Genomic DNA, 15,401 nt, shown 5'->3' on the forward strand with positions numbered 1-15,401 from the left:
CGGGATCCTGTGCATCCCATCCACGCATGGCGTGGATCTACTGTAGAGCCGAGCCCACGCTCGGCTGGATTTCAGTCGTCCTGATCGATGAACGCGTAATCGCCATCAATCAACTGCTGCAGGTACGCATCGAAGCTCGGCGCGATGACTGCATAGCTGTCCGGATCGTGCAGGTAGCGCACCACCTGGCCGACGGTGCCGCCTGGTGCCGGGTCGAAATCCAGGTAGAGCATCGAGGTGCCGCCGTTGTTCATGCAGTGCGAGAAGCACAGGCGACGGTCCATCGGCAGATCGGGGTCGATGCCATCGCCGAGGATCTCCGGCTCGTCGTCCAGCCACTCTTCGTAGATCGAGCGGATGCTGTCGTCCCACTGCCGCTGGTCTTCGAAGACCTGCGCCACCGAACGCAGGTAGTACGGATAGCCACCTTCCTCCACGTCCGAGCCGAGCATCAGCACGCAGACCTCGCCGCCGGGGTACTCGCGGAAGTGCGTGCCATCCACGCGCGACAGCAACGCGACCAGACTGTCCGGAACCTGCGGCCACTGCGCACGCAGGCGCTGCAGGTCTTCGGCGTTGGCGCCCTGCACGTGGCCCCACTGCGGGGCATCGTCGGCAGGCAGGCGTGGAATCAGGCCAGACAGAAAGCGATCAACCAGGTTCATGCGAAAAAGGGGACGGAGGGGATTAAGTCGTATCCAACCACACCTGCGTCACGTCGCCAATGCAGAATGCGACGCGGGAGGGGCAAATACGGCTTAATCCCCTCCGTCCCCTTTTTCTTGCGGAGCAGGCGCATGAATCGTTGGCGATGCGGTGTAGCGGTGATGCTGGGGCTGGCGGCGATGCCGGCGTGGGCGGCAATGAAGACGCAGCCGGTGGAGTGGAAACACCAGGGCACGACCTTCAGTGGCGTGCTGGTCTATGACGACGGCGACAACGACAAGCGTCCCGGTCTGGTGATGGTGCCGAACTGGAAGGGCGTGAACGAATCGGCGGTCGAGAAGGCCAAACAGCTGGCTGGCGATGACTACGTGGTGCTGGTGGCCGATGTGTACGGCAAGGGCGTGCGGCCGAAGACCGATGCCGAGGCCGGGCCGGTGGCGACCAAGCTGCGCAATGACCGGTCGCTGCTGCGCGCACGCGCGCTGGAGGCGGTGAACGTGCTCAAGGCCCAGGCCGGCAAGACGCCGCTCGATGCGAACCGGATCGGCGCGGTGGGCTTCTGTTTCGGCGGCACCACGGTGCTGGAGCTGGCCCGTGCCGGTGCGCCGCTGGCCGGTGTGGTCAGCCTGCACGGCGGGCTGGGTTCGCCGCTGCCGGCGCAGGCCGGTGGCACGCACCCATCGGTGCTGGTGCTCAATGGCGCCGATGACAAGAGCGTGAGCGCCGAGGACATCGCCGGTTTCCAGAAGGAAATGAACGCGGCCAAGGTCGACTGGGAATTCACCAACTACAGCGGGGCAGTGCACTGCTTCGCCGAGCGCGATGCCAACAGCCCGCCGGGCTGCCAGTACAACGAACGGGCGGCCAAGCGCGCGTGGAAGGCGCTGGATGAGTTCTTCGAGGAGCGCTTCGAGAAACGCTGAAGAGATATGCCGACCAACGGTCGGCACCTACCGATGTTTCAGTGCCGACCAACGGTCGGCACCTACCGGTCATTGTGGGTGCCGACCGTTGCTCGGCACACCTCCGCTGGTCAATGCGAACGCTGCACCGCGTAGCGGGCCAGGCCGCGCAGGGCGGCCACGGCATCGTTGTCGCCCAGGCCATCGAGCGCGCGCTCGGCGGCTTCGGCATACTCCTCGGCACGCGCACGGCTGTACTCGAGTCCGCCGGTGGCGCGGATCGCGGCCAGCACTTCCGGCATCGCCGAGGCGTCGCCGTCCTGCACGATGGTGCGCAGGCGCTCGCGGGTGGCGTCGTCGGAGTGGGCCATCGCGTGGATCAGCGGCAGAGTCGCCTTGCCCTCGGCGAGGTCGTCGCCCAGGTTCTTGCCCAGCTCCTCGGCATTGGCCGAGTAGTCCAGCACGTCGTCGGCGATCTGGAACGCGTAGCCCAGGTGCATGCCGTAGTCGAACAGGGCCTGCTGGGTGGCTTCGTCCACGCCGCTGGCCAGCGCGCCCAGGCGGGTACCGGCAGCGAACAGGACCGCGGTCTTGCGCTCGATCACGCGCAGGTAGGCCGCTTCGTCGGTATCCGGGTTGTGCACGTGCAGCAGCTGCAGCACTTCACCCTCGGCGATGCGGTTGGTGGCATCGGCCAGGATCTGCATCACCGACATGCGCTCCAGCTCGACCATCAGCTGGAAGCTGCGCGAGTACAGGAAGTCGCCGACCAGCACGCTGGGTGCGTTGCCCCACAGCGCGTTGGCGGTGCTGCGGCCGCGGCGCAGGCTGGATTCGTCCACCACGTCGTCGTGCAGCAGGGTGGAGGTGTGGATGAACTCGATGATCGCCGCCAGCTGGTGGTGATCCGGGCCGGCCTGGCCGACCGCATGGCCGGCCAGCATCACCAGCATCGGGCGCAGGCGCTTGCCGCCGGCGGAAATGATGTGATCGGCGATCTGGTTGATCAGCACGACGTCCGAGGACAGCCGGCGCCGGATCAGGGCGTCGACGGCGGCCATGTCGGCCGCGGCAAGCGACTGGATCTGGGGCAGGCCCAGGGCGGGACGGGTGTCTTCGGTGATGGTCATGCGATCAGGCTTTCAGGCTCATCGCTGATTATAGGCGTTGCCTGTGAATTCGGGCGCAAACCGGGCTGGCCGACGTCCTTGGCCCGGCCACGGCTGCCGCCCGCGTGAATACGTATGCAGGTTGCGCCAAGCCCGGGGACCCACCGCTAAGCTTGCGGCATCAGGATTTCGGCCCGCTCCCGGCGGGTCCCGCACGCCCGGAGGGGGGCTGTCGATGTCGCACTATCCATGGTGGCGCGGAGCCGTCATCTACCAGATCTATCCGCGCAGTTTCCTCGACGCCAACGGCGACGGGGTAGGCGACCTGCCCGGCATCATCCAGCGCCTGGACCACATCGCCGCGCTGGGTGTGGACGCGATCTGGATCTCGCCGTTCTTCAAATCGCCGATGGCCGACTTCGGCTATGACATCGCCGATTACCGCGACGTCGACCCGCTGTTCGGCAGCCTGGAGGACTTCGACCGCCTGCTGGCCAAGGCCCACGGGTTGGGCCTGAAGGTGATGATCGACCAGGTGCTGAGCCACACCTCGATCGAGCATGCCTGGTTCCGCGAGAGCCGCCAGGACCGCACCAACCCGAAGGCGGACTGGTACGTCTGGGCCGATCCGCGCGAGGACGGTACCCCACCCAACAACTGGCTGTCGCTGTTCGGCGGCGGCGCCTGGCAGTGGGAGCCGCGCCGCGAGCAGTACTACCTGCACAACTTCCTGGTCGACCAGCCGGACCTGAACTTCCATCACCCGGACGTGCAGCAGGCGACCCTGGACAACGTGCGCTTCTGGCTGGACCGTGGCGTGGATGGCTTCCGCCTGGACGCGATCAACTTCTGCTTCCACGATGCGCAGCTGCGCGACAACCCGGCCAAGCCGGCCGAAAAGCGGGTAGGGCGCGGCTTCAGCGCGGACAATCCGTACGCCTACCAGTATCACTACTACAACAACACCCAGCCGGAAAACCTGCCGTTCCTGGAGCAGCTGCGCGCGCTGCTGGACGAGTACCCGGGCGCGGTGAGCCTGGGCGAGATCTCCTCGGAGGACTCGCTGGCGACCACGGCCGAGTACACCCGCGATGGCCGCCTGCACATGGGCTACAGCTTCGAGCTGCTGGTGGACGATTACAGCGCGGCCTACATCCGCGACACGGTCTCGCGGCTGGAAGCGGCAATGACCGAAGGCTGGCCGTGCTGGGCGGTTTCGAATCACGACGTGGAGCGGGCGGTCAGCCGCTGGGGCGGCCACCCGGCCGATCCCCGCCTGGCGCGGATGCTGGTGGCGATGCTGTGCTCGCTGCGCGGTTCGGTCTGTCTGTACCAGGGCGAGGAACTGGGCCTGGCCGAGGCCGAGGTGCCGTTCGAGGCCCTGCAGGACCCGTATGGCATCACCTTCTGGCCGAACTTCAAGGGCCGCGACGGCTGCCGCACCCCGCTGCCGTGGACCGATGCGCCGCTGGCGGGTTTCACCACGGGCCAGCCGTGGCTGCCGATCCCGGCCGAGCACCGGGCGACGGCGGTGGCCGTGCAGGAGCGGGATCCGCACTCGGTGCTGGCCGCGTTCCGGGCATTCCTGGGCTGGCGGCATACCCAGCCTGCGCTACTGCATGGCAGCATCCGATTCATCGAAAGCGCCGAACCAGTGCTGCTGTTCGAGCGTATGCTTGCAGATGAAACCCTCCTGCTGGCGTTCAACCTGTCGGCCGAGGCGGTGAGCCATCCGCTGCCGCCGGGCAACTGGCAGCAGGTGGCGGTACCGGGCCCGGATGCGGGCACGGTGCAGGGCAATGAACTCCAGCTGCCGCCGCGCGCGGTGTATTGCGCCCGACGCAGCTGACCGTTTTCTCCGGTGGCGGTACTTGCGGGGACGGGGCCGAAGCGCCCCGTCCCTTTTTTGTGGCCGGGATTCCGGCGAAACGCATCCACGCATGGCGTGGATCTACTGCCGGCATTCGCGCAAAAGAAAACCCGCTGCCTGCGCAGCGGGTTTCCGATGGGTCGTTGCCGGCCAGCGGCCGGCACTACCCGGTCGTGGTCAGAACTTGTAGTTCACGCCCAGCATGTAGGTGCGGCCCCATTCGATGTATTCCAGCGGGCGGTCCTTGCTGCCGGCGTAGGTGCGGTACGGCTCGTTGGTCAGGTTGCTTCCCTGCAGCAGCAGGGTCAGGCCGCGCAGGGTGCTGCTGTCGCTGAAGGTGTAGCTGACCTGGGCATCGGTCACGTTCTCGCCCACCACGTAGCGCAGGGTGCGGTTACCGTTGAAGTTGCCGATTTCACCAATGAAGTCCGAACGGCGGCGCTGGCTCACGCGTGCTTCAAAGCCACTGCGCTCGTAGTAGGCAGTGAAGTTGTAGACACGTTTGGACAGGCCGGGAAGGCTGATCGGGTCGGTGCCCACGCTGGACGCGCTTTCCGGATCCAGGATGGTGATGTCGCTCTTGTTGAAGGTCGCGCTGGCCTGCACGCCGAAGCCGCGCAGGCTGTCGGTCAGCATCTCCAGCGGGAACGACCCGGTCAGCTCCAGCCCCTTCAAGGTGCCGCCCTTGCCGTTCACCGGGGTCGAGAAGGTGCCGGTCGGCAGCACCGGCACCACCATGCCCGGCGGCGGCACATAGTTGCCCAGCAGGCCGGTGAAGTCGTAGTTGTCCACCGACTGGGTGTAGACGTAGCTCTTCAGGTCCTTGTAGAAGATCGCGGCGGCCACGTAGGCCTTCTCGCCGAAGTACTTCTCGTAGGACAGGTCCAGCGCGGTGGCGCGCCACGGATCCAGCAGCGGGTTGCCGCCACTGCCGCCAGGGCGGCCGGTACCGGTATCCACGCCGAACTCCAGGCCCGCGCGCATCTGGTCCACGCGCGGGCGCGCGACCTGCTTGGCTGCAGCAAAACGCAGGGTCTGCTCATGCGGGAACATGAAGGCCAGGTTCAAGCTGGGCAGCCAGTCGTTGTACTTGCGGCCGTCCGAGTAGGGCTGGATGTTGTTGCCGGCCGCCTGCGAGCTGTCCCAATAGCGCGAGTCCGAGCTCTGGTCGGTGTGCTGCATCTGCACGCCGATATTGCCGCGTACGCCCACCACACCGATGTCGGTGTTGATGTTCAGGCGCGCCCAGGCGGTGGTGATCTTTTCCTGCACCGTCCACGACTTGGGAATCAGGTAGTCCAGGTTGTCGACCGGATTGAAGGTCATGTAGCGACCGACCGCGCCAGGCACGTTCCAGGCCGGGATGGTGCCCAGGCCAGCGAAGCCGAGGTTGACCGGGCGGTACTGCAGATCCGATGCGATGTTGGCATCGCCCTGCGCGCCGAGCAGGATGTTGCCTTCGGACTGGGTCTTCACCTTGCGGCGGTCGGCATAGTTCACGCCGATATCCACATCCGGTGCCCACGACGCCATTGCTTCGGGCAGGGCGATGGTCGCGGCCAGCTTGCCGCCCTTCAGGCGGTCTTCCACCTTCGGCACCTTGCCGTAACCAGAACCGTAGATGGTGTTGGTCAGGAACAGCGCGTCCGGGTTGGAGTAGTTCAGGCCCGGGCTGATCTGCGAGAAGCCATCCTGGCGGAACTGCACACCGACCGTATCCAGCTGCGGCATCGGGGTCAGCTGCAGGTTGTTTTCCAGGTTCAGTTCGTCGCGGGTGGCCTTGGAATAGTTCAGGTCGGCGACCAGCTTGACGCTGCCGAAGGTGAACTCGTTGTTCCAGCCGAACGCATCGATCTTGTCCTTGCGCTTGTTGTACATGCCGCGCACCAGCGGGTACACGCCACTGGCGGTGCCACCGGTGAAGGTGCCATTGGCATTGACCTGCGGGTTGCTGACCAGCAGGCCCGGGGTGTAGTTGCCGTTGTAGTTGCTGAGGTTGAGCTCGAACTGGTTGGCGGTGTCGATCTGCTCTGCTTCGGTGTGGAACGCGTCGAAGGTGCTGGTCCAGCTGTTGTTCGGCCGGAACTGGATCGTGGCCATCACACCGTCGCGCTTGTTGTTGCCGGTGCGGCGCAGTGCCTTGATGCCATCGGTGAAGTAGGTGCCAGCGGCAACGCCGGGGCGGTTGCCGTTGGTGGTGTGCTCGGTGGTCCACGGCTCGTACAGGCCCACCTGGTTTTCCTGGATCGGCATGTCGCTGTGCGCGTAGCCGATGGCAATGCCGAGGGTCTTGTCCAGGAACTGGTCGATGTAGCTGGCGCTGAAGCGGTTGCCGTACGGGTCGGTGTCGGCGGCGCGGCCCAATGAACTCTTCTGGTAGCGGCCGCTGACGGCGATGACGCGGTCGGGGAAGCTGAGCGGACGTGCGGTCTGCATGTCGATGGTGCCCGACAGGCCCTGGCCGACCAGCGCCGCGTCGGGGGTCTTGTAGACGGTCACGCCGTTGACCAGCTCGGATGGGTACTGGTCGAACTCGACACCGCGGTTGTCGCCGGTGCTGACCACTTCGCGACCATTGAGCAGCGTGGTGGCGAAGTCGGGTGACAGGCCACGCACGCTGATCACCTGCGCACGGCCGGCAACGCGCTGGGCGGCCAGGCCTGGCAGGCGCGAGATCGATTCGGCGATGCTGACGTCGGGCAGTTTGCCGATGTCTTCGGCGGAGATCGCTTCGACCACCGAGGTGGCGTCCTGCTTGATCGCGATCGCGTTCTCGATGCCGCGGCGAATGCCGGTGACCTGCACCGTATCCAGGTTGGTGGCGGCGGTGGCGGCCGGCGTGGTGGTGTTCTGCGTGGACTGTGCCGACGCCAGCGTCGGCGCCAGGACAACGGCCAGCGCGATGCTCAGCGCGCTGCGCTTGTGGTTCAACATTTTCCCCTCCCAGGCAATGTTGCAGATCGATTCGTGAACGTCCCGGAGTGACCGTGGACGTGCGACGCGGTGGCCGCTGTCGTCGCCGCTATGGTAGGCAGCGCATTCTTCGCGGGAATCACCCTGCATACGTATTCAATGGCGTTTGCAGGGTTGTAATCGCTTTCAGGTCCTGTTTGCGGTAGTGCCGGCCGCTGGCCGGCACTAGCGTTCCATTCAGAGCGGCGTGAACCGGATCGCCTGGCCACCGCCCGGCGCCAGCACCAGGGTCAGTGCATCGGCGCTGGTCACCTCGCGTGTTTCGCGCTTGAACGCGAACGGATTGCTGCGGAAATCAGCGCCGTCGCCATCGCGGTAGATTTCGGCGCGGTAGCGCACGCCCGGTTCCAGGAAGCCCAGCGATACCGGCAGCACGCGGCCGTGTTCATCGGTGATGCTGCCGAGGAACCAGTCACGGCTGTTGCGGTCGCGGCGCACGATCGTCACGTAGTCGCCCACTTCGCCATTGAGCACGCGGCTCTGCTCCCAGTCCACTGCCACGTCCTCGATGAAGCGGAACGCCTCGCGGTGCTGCAGGTAGTGATCGGGCAGGTCGGCGGCCATCTGGATCGGGCTGTACAGCACCACGTACAGCGCCAGCTGGCGGGCCAACGTACTGGGAATGGCCTGGCCGTGGCGGCCCTTCAGGCTGAGGATGCCGGGGGTGTAGTCCATCGGCCCGGCCAGCATACGGGTGAACACCAGGTTGACCTCGTGTTCCGGCGGATTCGGTGGCTGGCCCCAGGCGTTGTACTCCATGCCGCGCGCGCCTTCGCGCGAGATCCAGTTCGGGTAGGTGCGACGCAGGCCGGTGTCCTTGATCGGCTCGTGCGGGTTCACCGACAGGTGCCGCTGTGCGGCTTCCTGCACCACCTTCAGATGGTGGCGGGCCATGAACTGGCCGTCGTGCCACTCGCGCCACAGCGGGCCGCCGGACGGATTGCGGCGGTCGATCTGGCCGTCATCGCAGACGTAGCCGGTCTTGAACTGGTCAATGCCCAGCCGCGCATACAGGTCCAGCGCGGCGCCCAGCTGGTCCTCGTAGTGCTCGATGGCGCAGCCGGTTTCGTGGTGGCCGATCAGGTGCACGCCCTTCTTCAGGCCGTAGGCGGACAGCGCCTCGATATCGAAATCGGGCGTGGCGCGGGTGAAGTCGAAGTCGTAGCCGTTGCCCACCCACATACCGTCCCAGCCGGGATTCCAGCCTTCCACCAGCACGCCGCGGAAGCCGTGTGCGGCGGCGAAGTCGATCACCTTCTTCGTCTTGGCGGTGGTGGCGGCATGCTTCGGGCCGGTCGCCCAGCTCTCGTTGTCCAGGTGCATCGACCACCACACGCCCAGGTACTTGGCCGGCTTCACCCAGCTCACGTCGCCCAGCGCATTGGGCTCATTGAGGTTGAGGATCAGGTCCGACTCGACCAGGCCACCTGCACGGTCGGCGATCTGCAGGGTGCGCCACGGCGTGGCGAAGGGCAGGGCGCGGCGCACCTTCCAGCCTTCGGCCGAGGGCGACAGCTGGGCGCGCAGGCGCTGGCCCTCGGTGCGGCGCAGCCACATGCCCGCGTAGTCGACCAGTGCCGCCTCATGGATGGCCACGTGCAGGCCGTCGTGGCTGCGCAGGGTCATCGGCGTGTGCACGAGCGGCACTTCGCGCAGCGGGGTGCGCTGGTACAGGTATTCATAGTGGATCGGTTCCCCGGCAGGGATCCACCACGCGGTGGAATCCTGTGCGATGGCGAACTCGGTCAGCTCGTCATCGATGGTCGCCTCGCGCAGGTTCGGCTGCTCAGGGAATATGTAGCGGAAGCCGAGGCCATCGTCGTACACGCGGAACACCACATCCAGCCGGCGCTTGCTGCCGGTGGTCTCGGCCAGCTGCACGGTCAGCTCGTTGAAGTGGTTGCGGGTGGCCCGGCGTTCGCCCCAAGGCTGCTCCCAGGTGTCATCGAGGCTGCGCCGCTGCTGGCCGAGCAGTGCGAAATCACGGTCCAGCCGGCCGTCGCGCAGGGCGAAGCCAAGCTTCGAATCCTCCACCACGACCTCACCGAAGCGCTCGACGCGATAGCGCGCGGTGCCACCGTCCAGCACCAGACTGACCTTGAGCGCCTTTCCCGGTGATTCGACGCTGGCCACCTGCGGCGCGGCGTGTGCCAGCGCGGCCAGGCCCAGCAGAGTCAGTCCGAGCACATGCGCGAACACCGCGCGTACAGCAGTGGGTGACATCGGCATTTCCCCTCCCAAGGCGCCGTTGGCAGACCGGGACCATAAGCCAGCACGGCAGCCCCGCTACCGCGCAACGCCATGAATACGTATGCAGCTGGACGCAGCCGACAGCCCCGCGTCTACCATGGGACCAGGGCACCTTGAGGGAGGGGCCGCGCCCGCCCGCCGGCAACGGAGGTGCGGACCTACAACGCGTGCAGAGAGGGAGGGAGGCCGACGGGCGCAAGCCGGTCCGCCGCTTCGATGCTGAAGATCATTTGCCTGACCGCTGCCCTGGGGGCAGCGCTGGGATCGACCGCGCAGGCGGCCGACCTGCAATTCGACGGCCGCCATGCGCGCGCCGAAGCCGCTGCCAACGGCAGCTTCGTGCTGCACGCGCCCAAGGGTGAGGTGCGCATTGCGCCCATGCCGATGCGCAGCCAGACCGGCAGCGTGATGTTCGATGCGTTGTTCGCGCTGGCCCAGCAGGAGATGGACCAGGACCGCGTGGATGCGATCCGCGATCCTGCATTCGATGAGGGCAGGCCGGTGCCGTGCGAGTGCTTCCAGACTGGTGCGCGCTGGCCCTATGTGTGGACCCGTGATGTCAGCTTCGCCGCCGACCTGGCGCTGGCGCGGCTGGACCCGCAGCGCACGCGGCAGTCGCTGCAGTTCAAGCTGTCGGCGGCGCGCGATGGGCACACGCCCGGCCTGTTCGTCGCGCAGGACACCGGTTCCGGCGGCAGCTGGCCGATCAGCAGCGACCGCGTGGTGTGGTTCCTGGCGGCGCGCCACCTGCTGGACGATCGCGCGTTTGCCGACCAGGTCTGGCAAGCGCTGCAGGGTACGCTGGCGCAGGACCGCGCGATGGTGTTCGACGCGCAGATGGGCCTGTACCGTGGCGAGACCTCGTTCCTGGACTGGCGTGAGCAGACCTATCCGGACTGGACCCGCGAGGACGTGCGCTTCATCGGCGACTCCTATGCGCTGTCCACCAACGTGCTGCACTACCAGGCGCTGCGCCTGGCCGAACGCCTGGCCGGCCAGCATGGCGATGGCAGCGCGGCCGACTACAAGGCGTGGGCCGATGCGCTGGCGCAGCAGATCGATGCGCGTTTCTGGCGCGAGGATATCGGCCAGTACATGAGCTACATCGGCGAAGCCGCGCACCCGGTGCCCTACGCCAAGGTCGATCTGCTCGGCCTGTCGCTGGGCATCCTCGCCGAGGTGTTGCCGGGCGAGCGTGCGCGCCGTGCGCTGGTGGCCTACCCGGTGGGGCCGGCCGGCAGCCCGGTGGTCTGGCCGCAGGAGGCGCAGCAGCCGATCTACCACAACCGCGCTATCTGGCCGTTCGTCAGCGCGTACTCTCTGCGCGCGGCGCGGCAACTGGATGATGCACCACGCATCGCCGCCGAGATCCGCTCGTTGATGCAGGGCGCAGCGCTCGCCGGTTCCAACATGGAGAACTACGAGCTGGTCAGCCAGGCCGTGCATGTCGAGGAAGGTGCGCTGAGCGGCCCGGTGGTCAACTCCGAACGCCAGCTGTGGTCGGTGGCCGGCTATCTGTCGATGGTGCTCGAAGGTGTGTTTGGCGTGCAGGACGATGGCCACGTGCGGCCCAAGCTGCCGGCCACGCTGGTGCCAGAGCTGTTCGGCACGCAGCGTCGCATCAGCCTGGACGCCGGTGGCAAGCACTACGTGCTGGAGCGCCCGCAGCAGCTGGGTGATGGCCTGCTGGTGGCGGGCAGGACGCTGACCCAAGGCAACACGACCACGGTGCAGCTGATGGCTGCCCCGTCCGCGACCGGCTTCGGTGGCACAACCGCCGACGCCAATGCGCGTGCGCCGGCCACGCCAACCACTCCGCAGGCCATACGCAATGGCGCTGGCTGGAGCGTGCCGGTCACGACTGGGCAGGTTCTGTGGAAGGACGGCAGGGTCGTCGCTGCCAGCAATGGCCAAGTGCACATCAGCGACGATGGCCTGCAGCACTGCTTCAGCCTGACCCGGCGCGAGGGCGCATTGGAATCACTGCACAGCCCGATGCTCTGCGTCGGTCCGCAGCAGGTGCTGAAGGGCGAGGAACGCTGGCAGTTCACGGCGGCCCAGGCCGGGCTGGTGCGGCTGCGCCTGCAGTACAGCAACGCGAACGGGCCGATCAACACCGGCGTGACCGCAGCGGTGAAGCAGTTGGTGCTGCAGTGCCCGGGCCAGCCGCTGCGGCGGCATACGGTCACCCTGCCGCACAGCGTAGCGGTGCAGGATTCGACCTCGGCAACGTTCGCGGTGCCCAAGGGGCGGTGCACGGTCACGCTTGAAGAGGGCTTCAACATGAGCGCGCTGCAGCACTTCGCGCACTACACCGGCGGCAAGGGCGGGCGTGGTGGCGTGCTCAACCAGGCCCAGGTGCAGGCGCTGAAAGTGGCGCCGGTGACAGCGACAGAGGGTACGCGATGAATCGTCCGGCCAAGCCGCAGTTGTCGTTCTGGCAGATATGGAACATGTGTTTCGGTTTCCTCGGCATCCAGTTCGGCTTCGCCCTGCAGAACGCCAATGCCAGCCGCATCTTCGAGACCCTGGGTGCAGACATGGACGCGGTGCCCGGGCTGTGGATCGCTGCGCCGTTGACCGGCCTGCTGGTGCAGCCGGTGATCGGCTACCTGTCCGACCGCACCTGGACGCGCTGGGGCCGCCGCCGTCCGTTCTTCATGATCGGCGCGGTGCTGACCACACTGGCCCTGCTGGTGATGCCGAACTCGCCAACGCTGTGGATTGCCGCTGGCACGCTGTGGGTGCTGGACGCCTCCATCAATGTGTCGATGGAACCGTTCCGCGCCTTCGTCGGTGACCAGCTGGCGCCGCGCCAGCGACCGGTCGGCTACGCGATGCAGAGCTTTTTCATCGGTATCGGTGCCATCGTTGCCAGCTTCCTGCCGTTCATCCTCGCCCATTTTGGTGTGGCCAATACCGCAGCTGCCGGAGAAGTGCCCGATACCGTGCGCTATGCGTTCTACTTCGGTGCAGTGGTGCTGCTGGCGGCGATCACCTGGACGGTGGTCAGCACCCGCGAGTACTCACCGACGGAGCTGGCTGGCTTTGATGATGCCGAGCCGCCGGCGCACCACGCGGGGACTGCCATCAGTGGCCCGGCGCCGTGGACGCAGGTGGCGCTGTGGCTGGGGCTCGGCGTGGTGCTGGCGCTGCTGATCGCCTGGCGGCAGGGCGACAAGATGCTATACGTGCTGGCGGGCTTGTGTGCGGGTTACGGCGTGCTGCTTGCGCTCGCCCGTGCGCTGCCGGGCACCCACATGCTGGCCGCCATTGTCGGCGATCTGCGCGCGATGCCGGTCACCATGCGTCGCCTGGCGTGGGTGCAGTTCTTCTCGTGGTTCGCGTTGTTCGCGATGTGGATCTACACCACCGCCGCGGTGGCCGGTATCCACTTCGGCTCGACCGATCCGCAGTCGGCGGCCTACAACGAGGGAGCCAACTGGGTGGGGGTGCTGTTCGGCGCCTACAACGGCTTCGCTGCGCTGGCCGCGGTACTGATTCCGCCGATGGTGCGTGCGATCGGCCTGCGCTGGAGCCACCTGGTCAACCTGTGGCTGGGCGGTGCAGGTCTGGTCTCGCTGATGTTCATCCGCGACCCGCACTGGCTGCTGCTGTCGATGGTCGGCGTCGGCTTCGCCTGGGCGTCCATTCTTTCGCTGCCATACGCACTGCTGTCCGACAGCGTGCCGGCATCGAAGATGGGCGTGTACATGGGCATCTTCAATTTCTTCATCGTGATCCCGCAGCTGGTTGCGGCCAGCGCGCTCGGCTTTGCCCTGCGCGCCTGGCTGGGTGGCCAGCCGATGCATGTGCTGGTGCTGGGCGGCTGCAGCCTGTTCGTCGCCGGCCTGTGCGTGCTGCGGGTTCCGTCCCGTCCGGAGGTGGTGTGATGCGTGGTGCGCTGTCTGTTGCTGTTTCTCTGGTACTGCTGGCCGGCCATGCGACGGCCGCGCCACGCCCGGACTATGTGGGCACCACCGAGCCGTTCGCCAGCGATGCGGTGTACTTCGTGGTCACCGACCGCTTCGTCAACGGCGACCCGTCCAACGATCATCGCGACCAGGGCGGCAAGCACCGCACCTTCGATATCCCGGTGCCGTGCCCGGACAAGGTGGACGGAAACATCGGCTACCTCGGCGGTGATTTCCGCGGCGTGCTCGACAATGCGCAGTACATCCGCAACCTCGGCTTCGGCGCTGTATGGATCACGCCCATCGTCGACAACCCGGACGAAGCCTTCACCGGCAGCAAGCCGATCAGCTGTACCAGCACGCTGACCGATCGTGGCAAGACCGGCTACCATGGCTACTGGGGCATCAACTTCTACACGCTGGACGAGCACCTGCCCAGCCGCGACCTGGACTTCGCCGGGTTGACCAAGGGCCTGCACGGCGCCGGCCTGAAGGTAGTGCTGGACATCGTCGGCAACCATGGTTCGCCGGCCTGGACCATGCCCAAGCGGCAGCCGCAGTTCGGCCAGATCTTCGCCAAGGACGGCACACTGATCGCCGATCACCAGAATCTGCCACCGCAGAAACTGGATCCGAAGCACAACCCGCTGCACGCGTTCTACAACAACATCGGTCCGGTCGACAGCAAGGACGGCTCGATCTTCGATGGCAACCTGGCTGAACTGTCCGACTTCAACCAGGACAATCCGGCGGTGATGGATTATCTGGTGGGCGCCTACCTGCAGTGGACTGCACAGGGGGTGGATGCGCTGCGCATCGATACCATCGGCTGGCTGCCGCATCCGTGGTGGCATGAGTTCGTCAACCGCATCCGCGCGCAGCACCCGGGCATGTTCATGTTCGGCGAGGCGTTCGACTACAACGCGGCGAGCATCGCCGAACACACCTGGCCGTCCAATGCCAACGTAAGCGTGCTGGATTTCCCGTTGCGCGGCGCGCTGGAACAGACCTTCGGCACCGCAGGCAAGGGCTTTGAAACCCTGGCCGAGCCGCTGCACCTGACCGGCGGCCCGTACGCCAATCCGTACGAGCTGATGAGCTTCTACGACAACCACGACATGCCACGCCTACAGGCCAGCGACAGCGGCTTCATCGATGCGCACAACTGGCTGTTCACTGCGCGCGGCATTCCGGTGGTCTATTACGGCTCGGAGACCGGCTTCATGCGGGGCCGCGCCGAGCACGCTGGCAACCGTGCCTACTTCGGCCAGCCGCGCGTGGACGCCGCGCCGCAGAGCCCGATCTTCGCGCCGCTGCAGCGCATCGCCAAACTGCGCGAAGCCATCCCGGCCCTGCAGCGCGGCTTGCAGGTGAACGAACGCCTCAAGGGCGATGAGGCGGTGTTCTTCCGCGTGCTGCAGCATGGTGATGTAGCGCAGACCGCGCTGGTGCTGCTGAACAAGGGCGACAGTGCGAAGACGTTCGAGGTCGGGCGCTACCTGCAGGCTGGCCGCTGGCGCGACGCGCTGGAGAGTGGTTCGCTGAAGGTGGCTGGCGCGCTGAAGGTCGAGGTTCCGGCGCACGGGGTCAAGGTCTACGTGCTGGATGCCGCCGTGCAGCAGCCGGCACTGCAGGCCGAGCTGGACAAGGCGATGGCCGACCAGCGGGCGCGGGACCAGCGGCTGGGGCGCTGAGGGCGTCGCCGGGCATGGCCCGG

General features: G+C 66.6%; 9 protein-coding genes. 5 read left to right on the forward strand and 4 right to left on the reverse strand.

The window, feature by feature from the left end; genetic code table 11:
- Positions 1-71 precede the first annotated feature (71 nt).
- Complete coding sequence (locus tag DI041_RS08015) at positions 72-665, reverse strand: SMI1/KNR4 family protein (protein ID WP_046985688.1); 594 nt, start codon at positions 663-665, stop codon at positions 72-74.
- Positions 666-797: 132 nt separating this feature from the next.
- On the opposite strand from DI041_RS08015, the gene DI041_RS08020 reads away from it, so the two are divergent.
- Complete coding sequence (locus DI041_RS08020) at positions 798-1,589, forward strand: dienelactone hydrolase family protein (RefSeq protein ID WP_136638383.1); 792 nt, start codon at positions 798-800, stop codon at positions 1,587-1,589.
- Between the two features lie 110 nt (positions 1,590-1,699).
- Here the strand turns inward: DI041_RS08020 and DI041_RS08025 are convergent, their stop codons facing one another.
- Positions 1,700-2,698, reverse strand: coding sequence for a polyprenyl synthetase family protein (locus DI041_RS08025; RefSeq protein ID WP_004147673.1), 999 nt, complete (start codon positions 2,696-2,698; stop codon positions 1,700-1,702).
- A gap of 214 nt (positions 2,699-2,912) precedes the next feature.
- On the opposite strand from DI041_RS08025, the gene DI041_RS08030 reads away from it, so the two are divergent.
- Positions 2,913-4,526: an alpha-glucosidase family protein gene (locus DI041_RS08030; RefSeq protein WP_136638384.1), complete on the forward strand. Its 1,614-nt coding sequence runs from the start codon at positions 2,913-2,915 to the stop codon at positions 4,524-4,526.
- Positions 4,527-4,724: 198 nt separating this feature from the next.
- Here DI041_RS08030 and DI041_RS08035 read toward each other — a convergent pair whose 3' ends face one another.
- Together DI041_RS08035 and DI041_RS08040 are read right to left on the reverse strand one after the other, a co-directional pair.
- Entirely contained in the window at positions 4,725-7,481 is a 2,757-nt protein-coding gene (locus DI041_RS08035) for a TonB-dependent receptor (RefSeq protein WP_169050322.1), read from the reverse strand.
- Between the two features lie 216 nt (positions 7,482-7,697).
- Complete coding sequence (locus DI041_RS08040; RefSeq protein WP_136638385.1) at positions 7,698-9,749, reverse strand: glycoside hydrolase family 97 protein; 2,052 nt, start codon at positions 9,747-9,749, stop codon at positions 7,698-7,700.
- A gap of 237 nt (positions 9,750-9,986) precedes the next feature.
- Here DI041_RS08040 and DI041_RS08045 point away from each other — a divergent pair, with 237 nt between their 5' ends.
- From DI041_RS08045 to DI041_RS08055, 3 genes are read left to right on the forward strand one after another with little or no spacing between them, the layout of a single operon-like run.
- Positions 9,987-12,179 (forward strand): glucosidase family protein, encoded by a 2,193-nt coding sequence (locus DI041_RS08045; RefSeq protein WP_136638386.1) that lies wholly within the window; start codon positions 9,987-9,989, stop codon positions 12,177-12,179.
- Positions 12,176-13,663 carry an MFS transporter gene (locus DI041_RS08050; protein ID WP_136638387.1) on the forward strand — a complete coding sequence of 496 codons (1,488 nt, stop codon included), beginning with the start codon at positions 12,176-12,178 and terminating at the stop codon, positions 13,661-13,663. Before DI041_RS08045 ends, DI041_RS08050 begins: the two co-directional genes overlap by 4 nt.
- Positions 13,663-15,378: an alpha-amylase family glycosyl hydrolase gene (locus DI041_RS08055; RefSeq protein WP_136638388.1), complete on the forward strand. Its 1,716-nt coding sequence runs from the start codon at positions 13,663-13,665 to the stop codon at positions 15,376-15,378. Before DI041_RS08050 ends, DI041_RS08055 begins: the two co-directional genes overlap by 1 nt.
- The last annotated feature ends 23 nt before the right edge of the window (positions 15,379-15,401 follow it).

Source organism: Stenotrophomonas maltophilia (assembly GCF_004920835.1).
Classification (GTDB): domain Bacteria; phylum Pseudomonadota; class Gammaproteobacteria; order Xanthomonadales; family Xanthomonadaceae; genus Stenotrophomonas; species Stenotrophomonas maltophilia_AQ.

Excerpts from the sequence above, each read along its gene's own strand:
- DI041_RS08045 (WP_136638386.1), top strand. The coding sequence starts at position 9,987 with ATGCTGAAGATCATTTGCCTGACCGCTGCCCTGGGGGCAGCGCTGGGA.
- DI041_RS08040 (WP_136638385.1), bottom strand. The coding sequence starts at position 9,749 with ATGCCGATGTCACCCACTGCTGTACGCGCGGTGTTCGCGCATGTGCTC.
- DI041_RS08035 (WP_169050322.1), bottom strand. The coding sequence starts at position 7,481 with ATGTTGAACCACAAGCGCAGCGCGCTGAGCATCGCGCTGGCCGTTGTC.
- DI041_RS08015 (WP_046985688.1), bottom strand. The coding sequence starts at position 665 with ATGAACCTGGTTGATCGCTTTCTGTCTGGCCTGATTCCACGCCTGCCT.
- DI041_RS08020 (WP_136638383.1), top strand. The coding sequence starts at position 798 with ATGAATCGTTGGCGATGCGGTGTAGCGGTGATGCTGGGGCTGGCGGCG.
- DI041_RS08025 (WP_004147673.1), bottom strand. The coding sequence starts at position 2,698 with ATGACCATCACCGAAGACACCCGTCCCGCCCTGGGCCTGCCCCAGATC.
- DI041_RS08055 (WP_136638388.1), top strand. The coding sequence starts at position 13,663 with ATGCGTGGTGCGCTGTCTGTTGCTGTTTCTCTGGTACTGCTGGCCGGC.
- DI041_RS08030 (WP_136638384.1), top strand. The coding sequence starts at position 2,913 with ATGTCGCACTATCCATGGTGGCGCGGAGCCGTCATCTACCAGATCTAT.
- DI041_RS08050 (WP_136638387.1), top strand. The coding sequence starts at position 12,176 with ATGAATCGTCCGGCCAAGCCGCAGTTGTCGTTCTGGCAGATATGGAAC.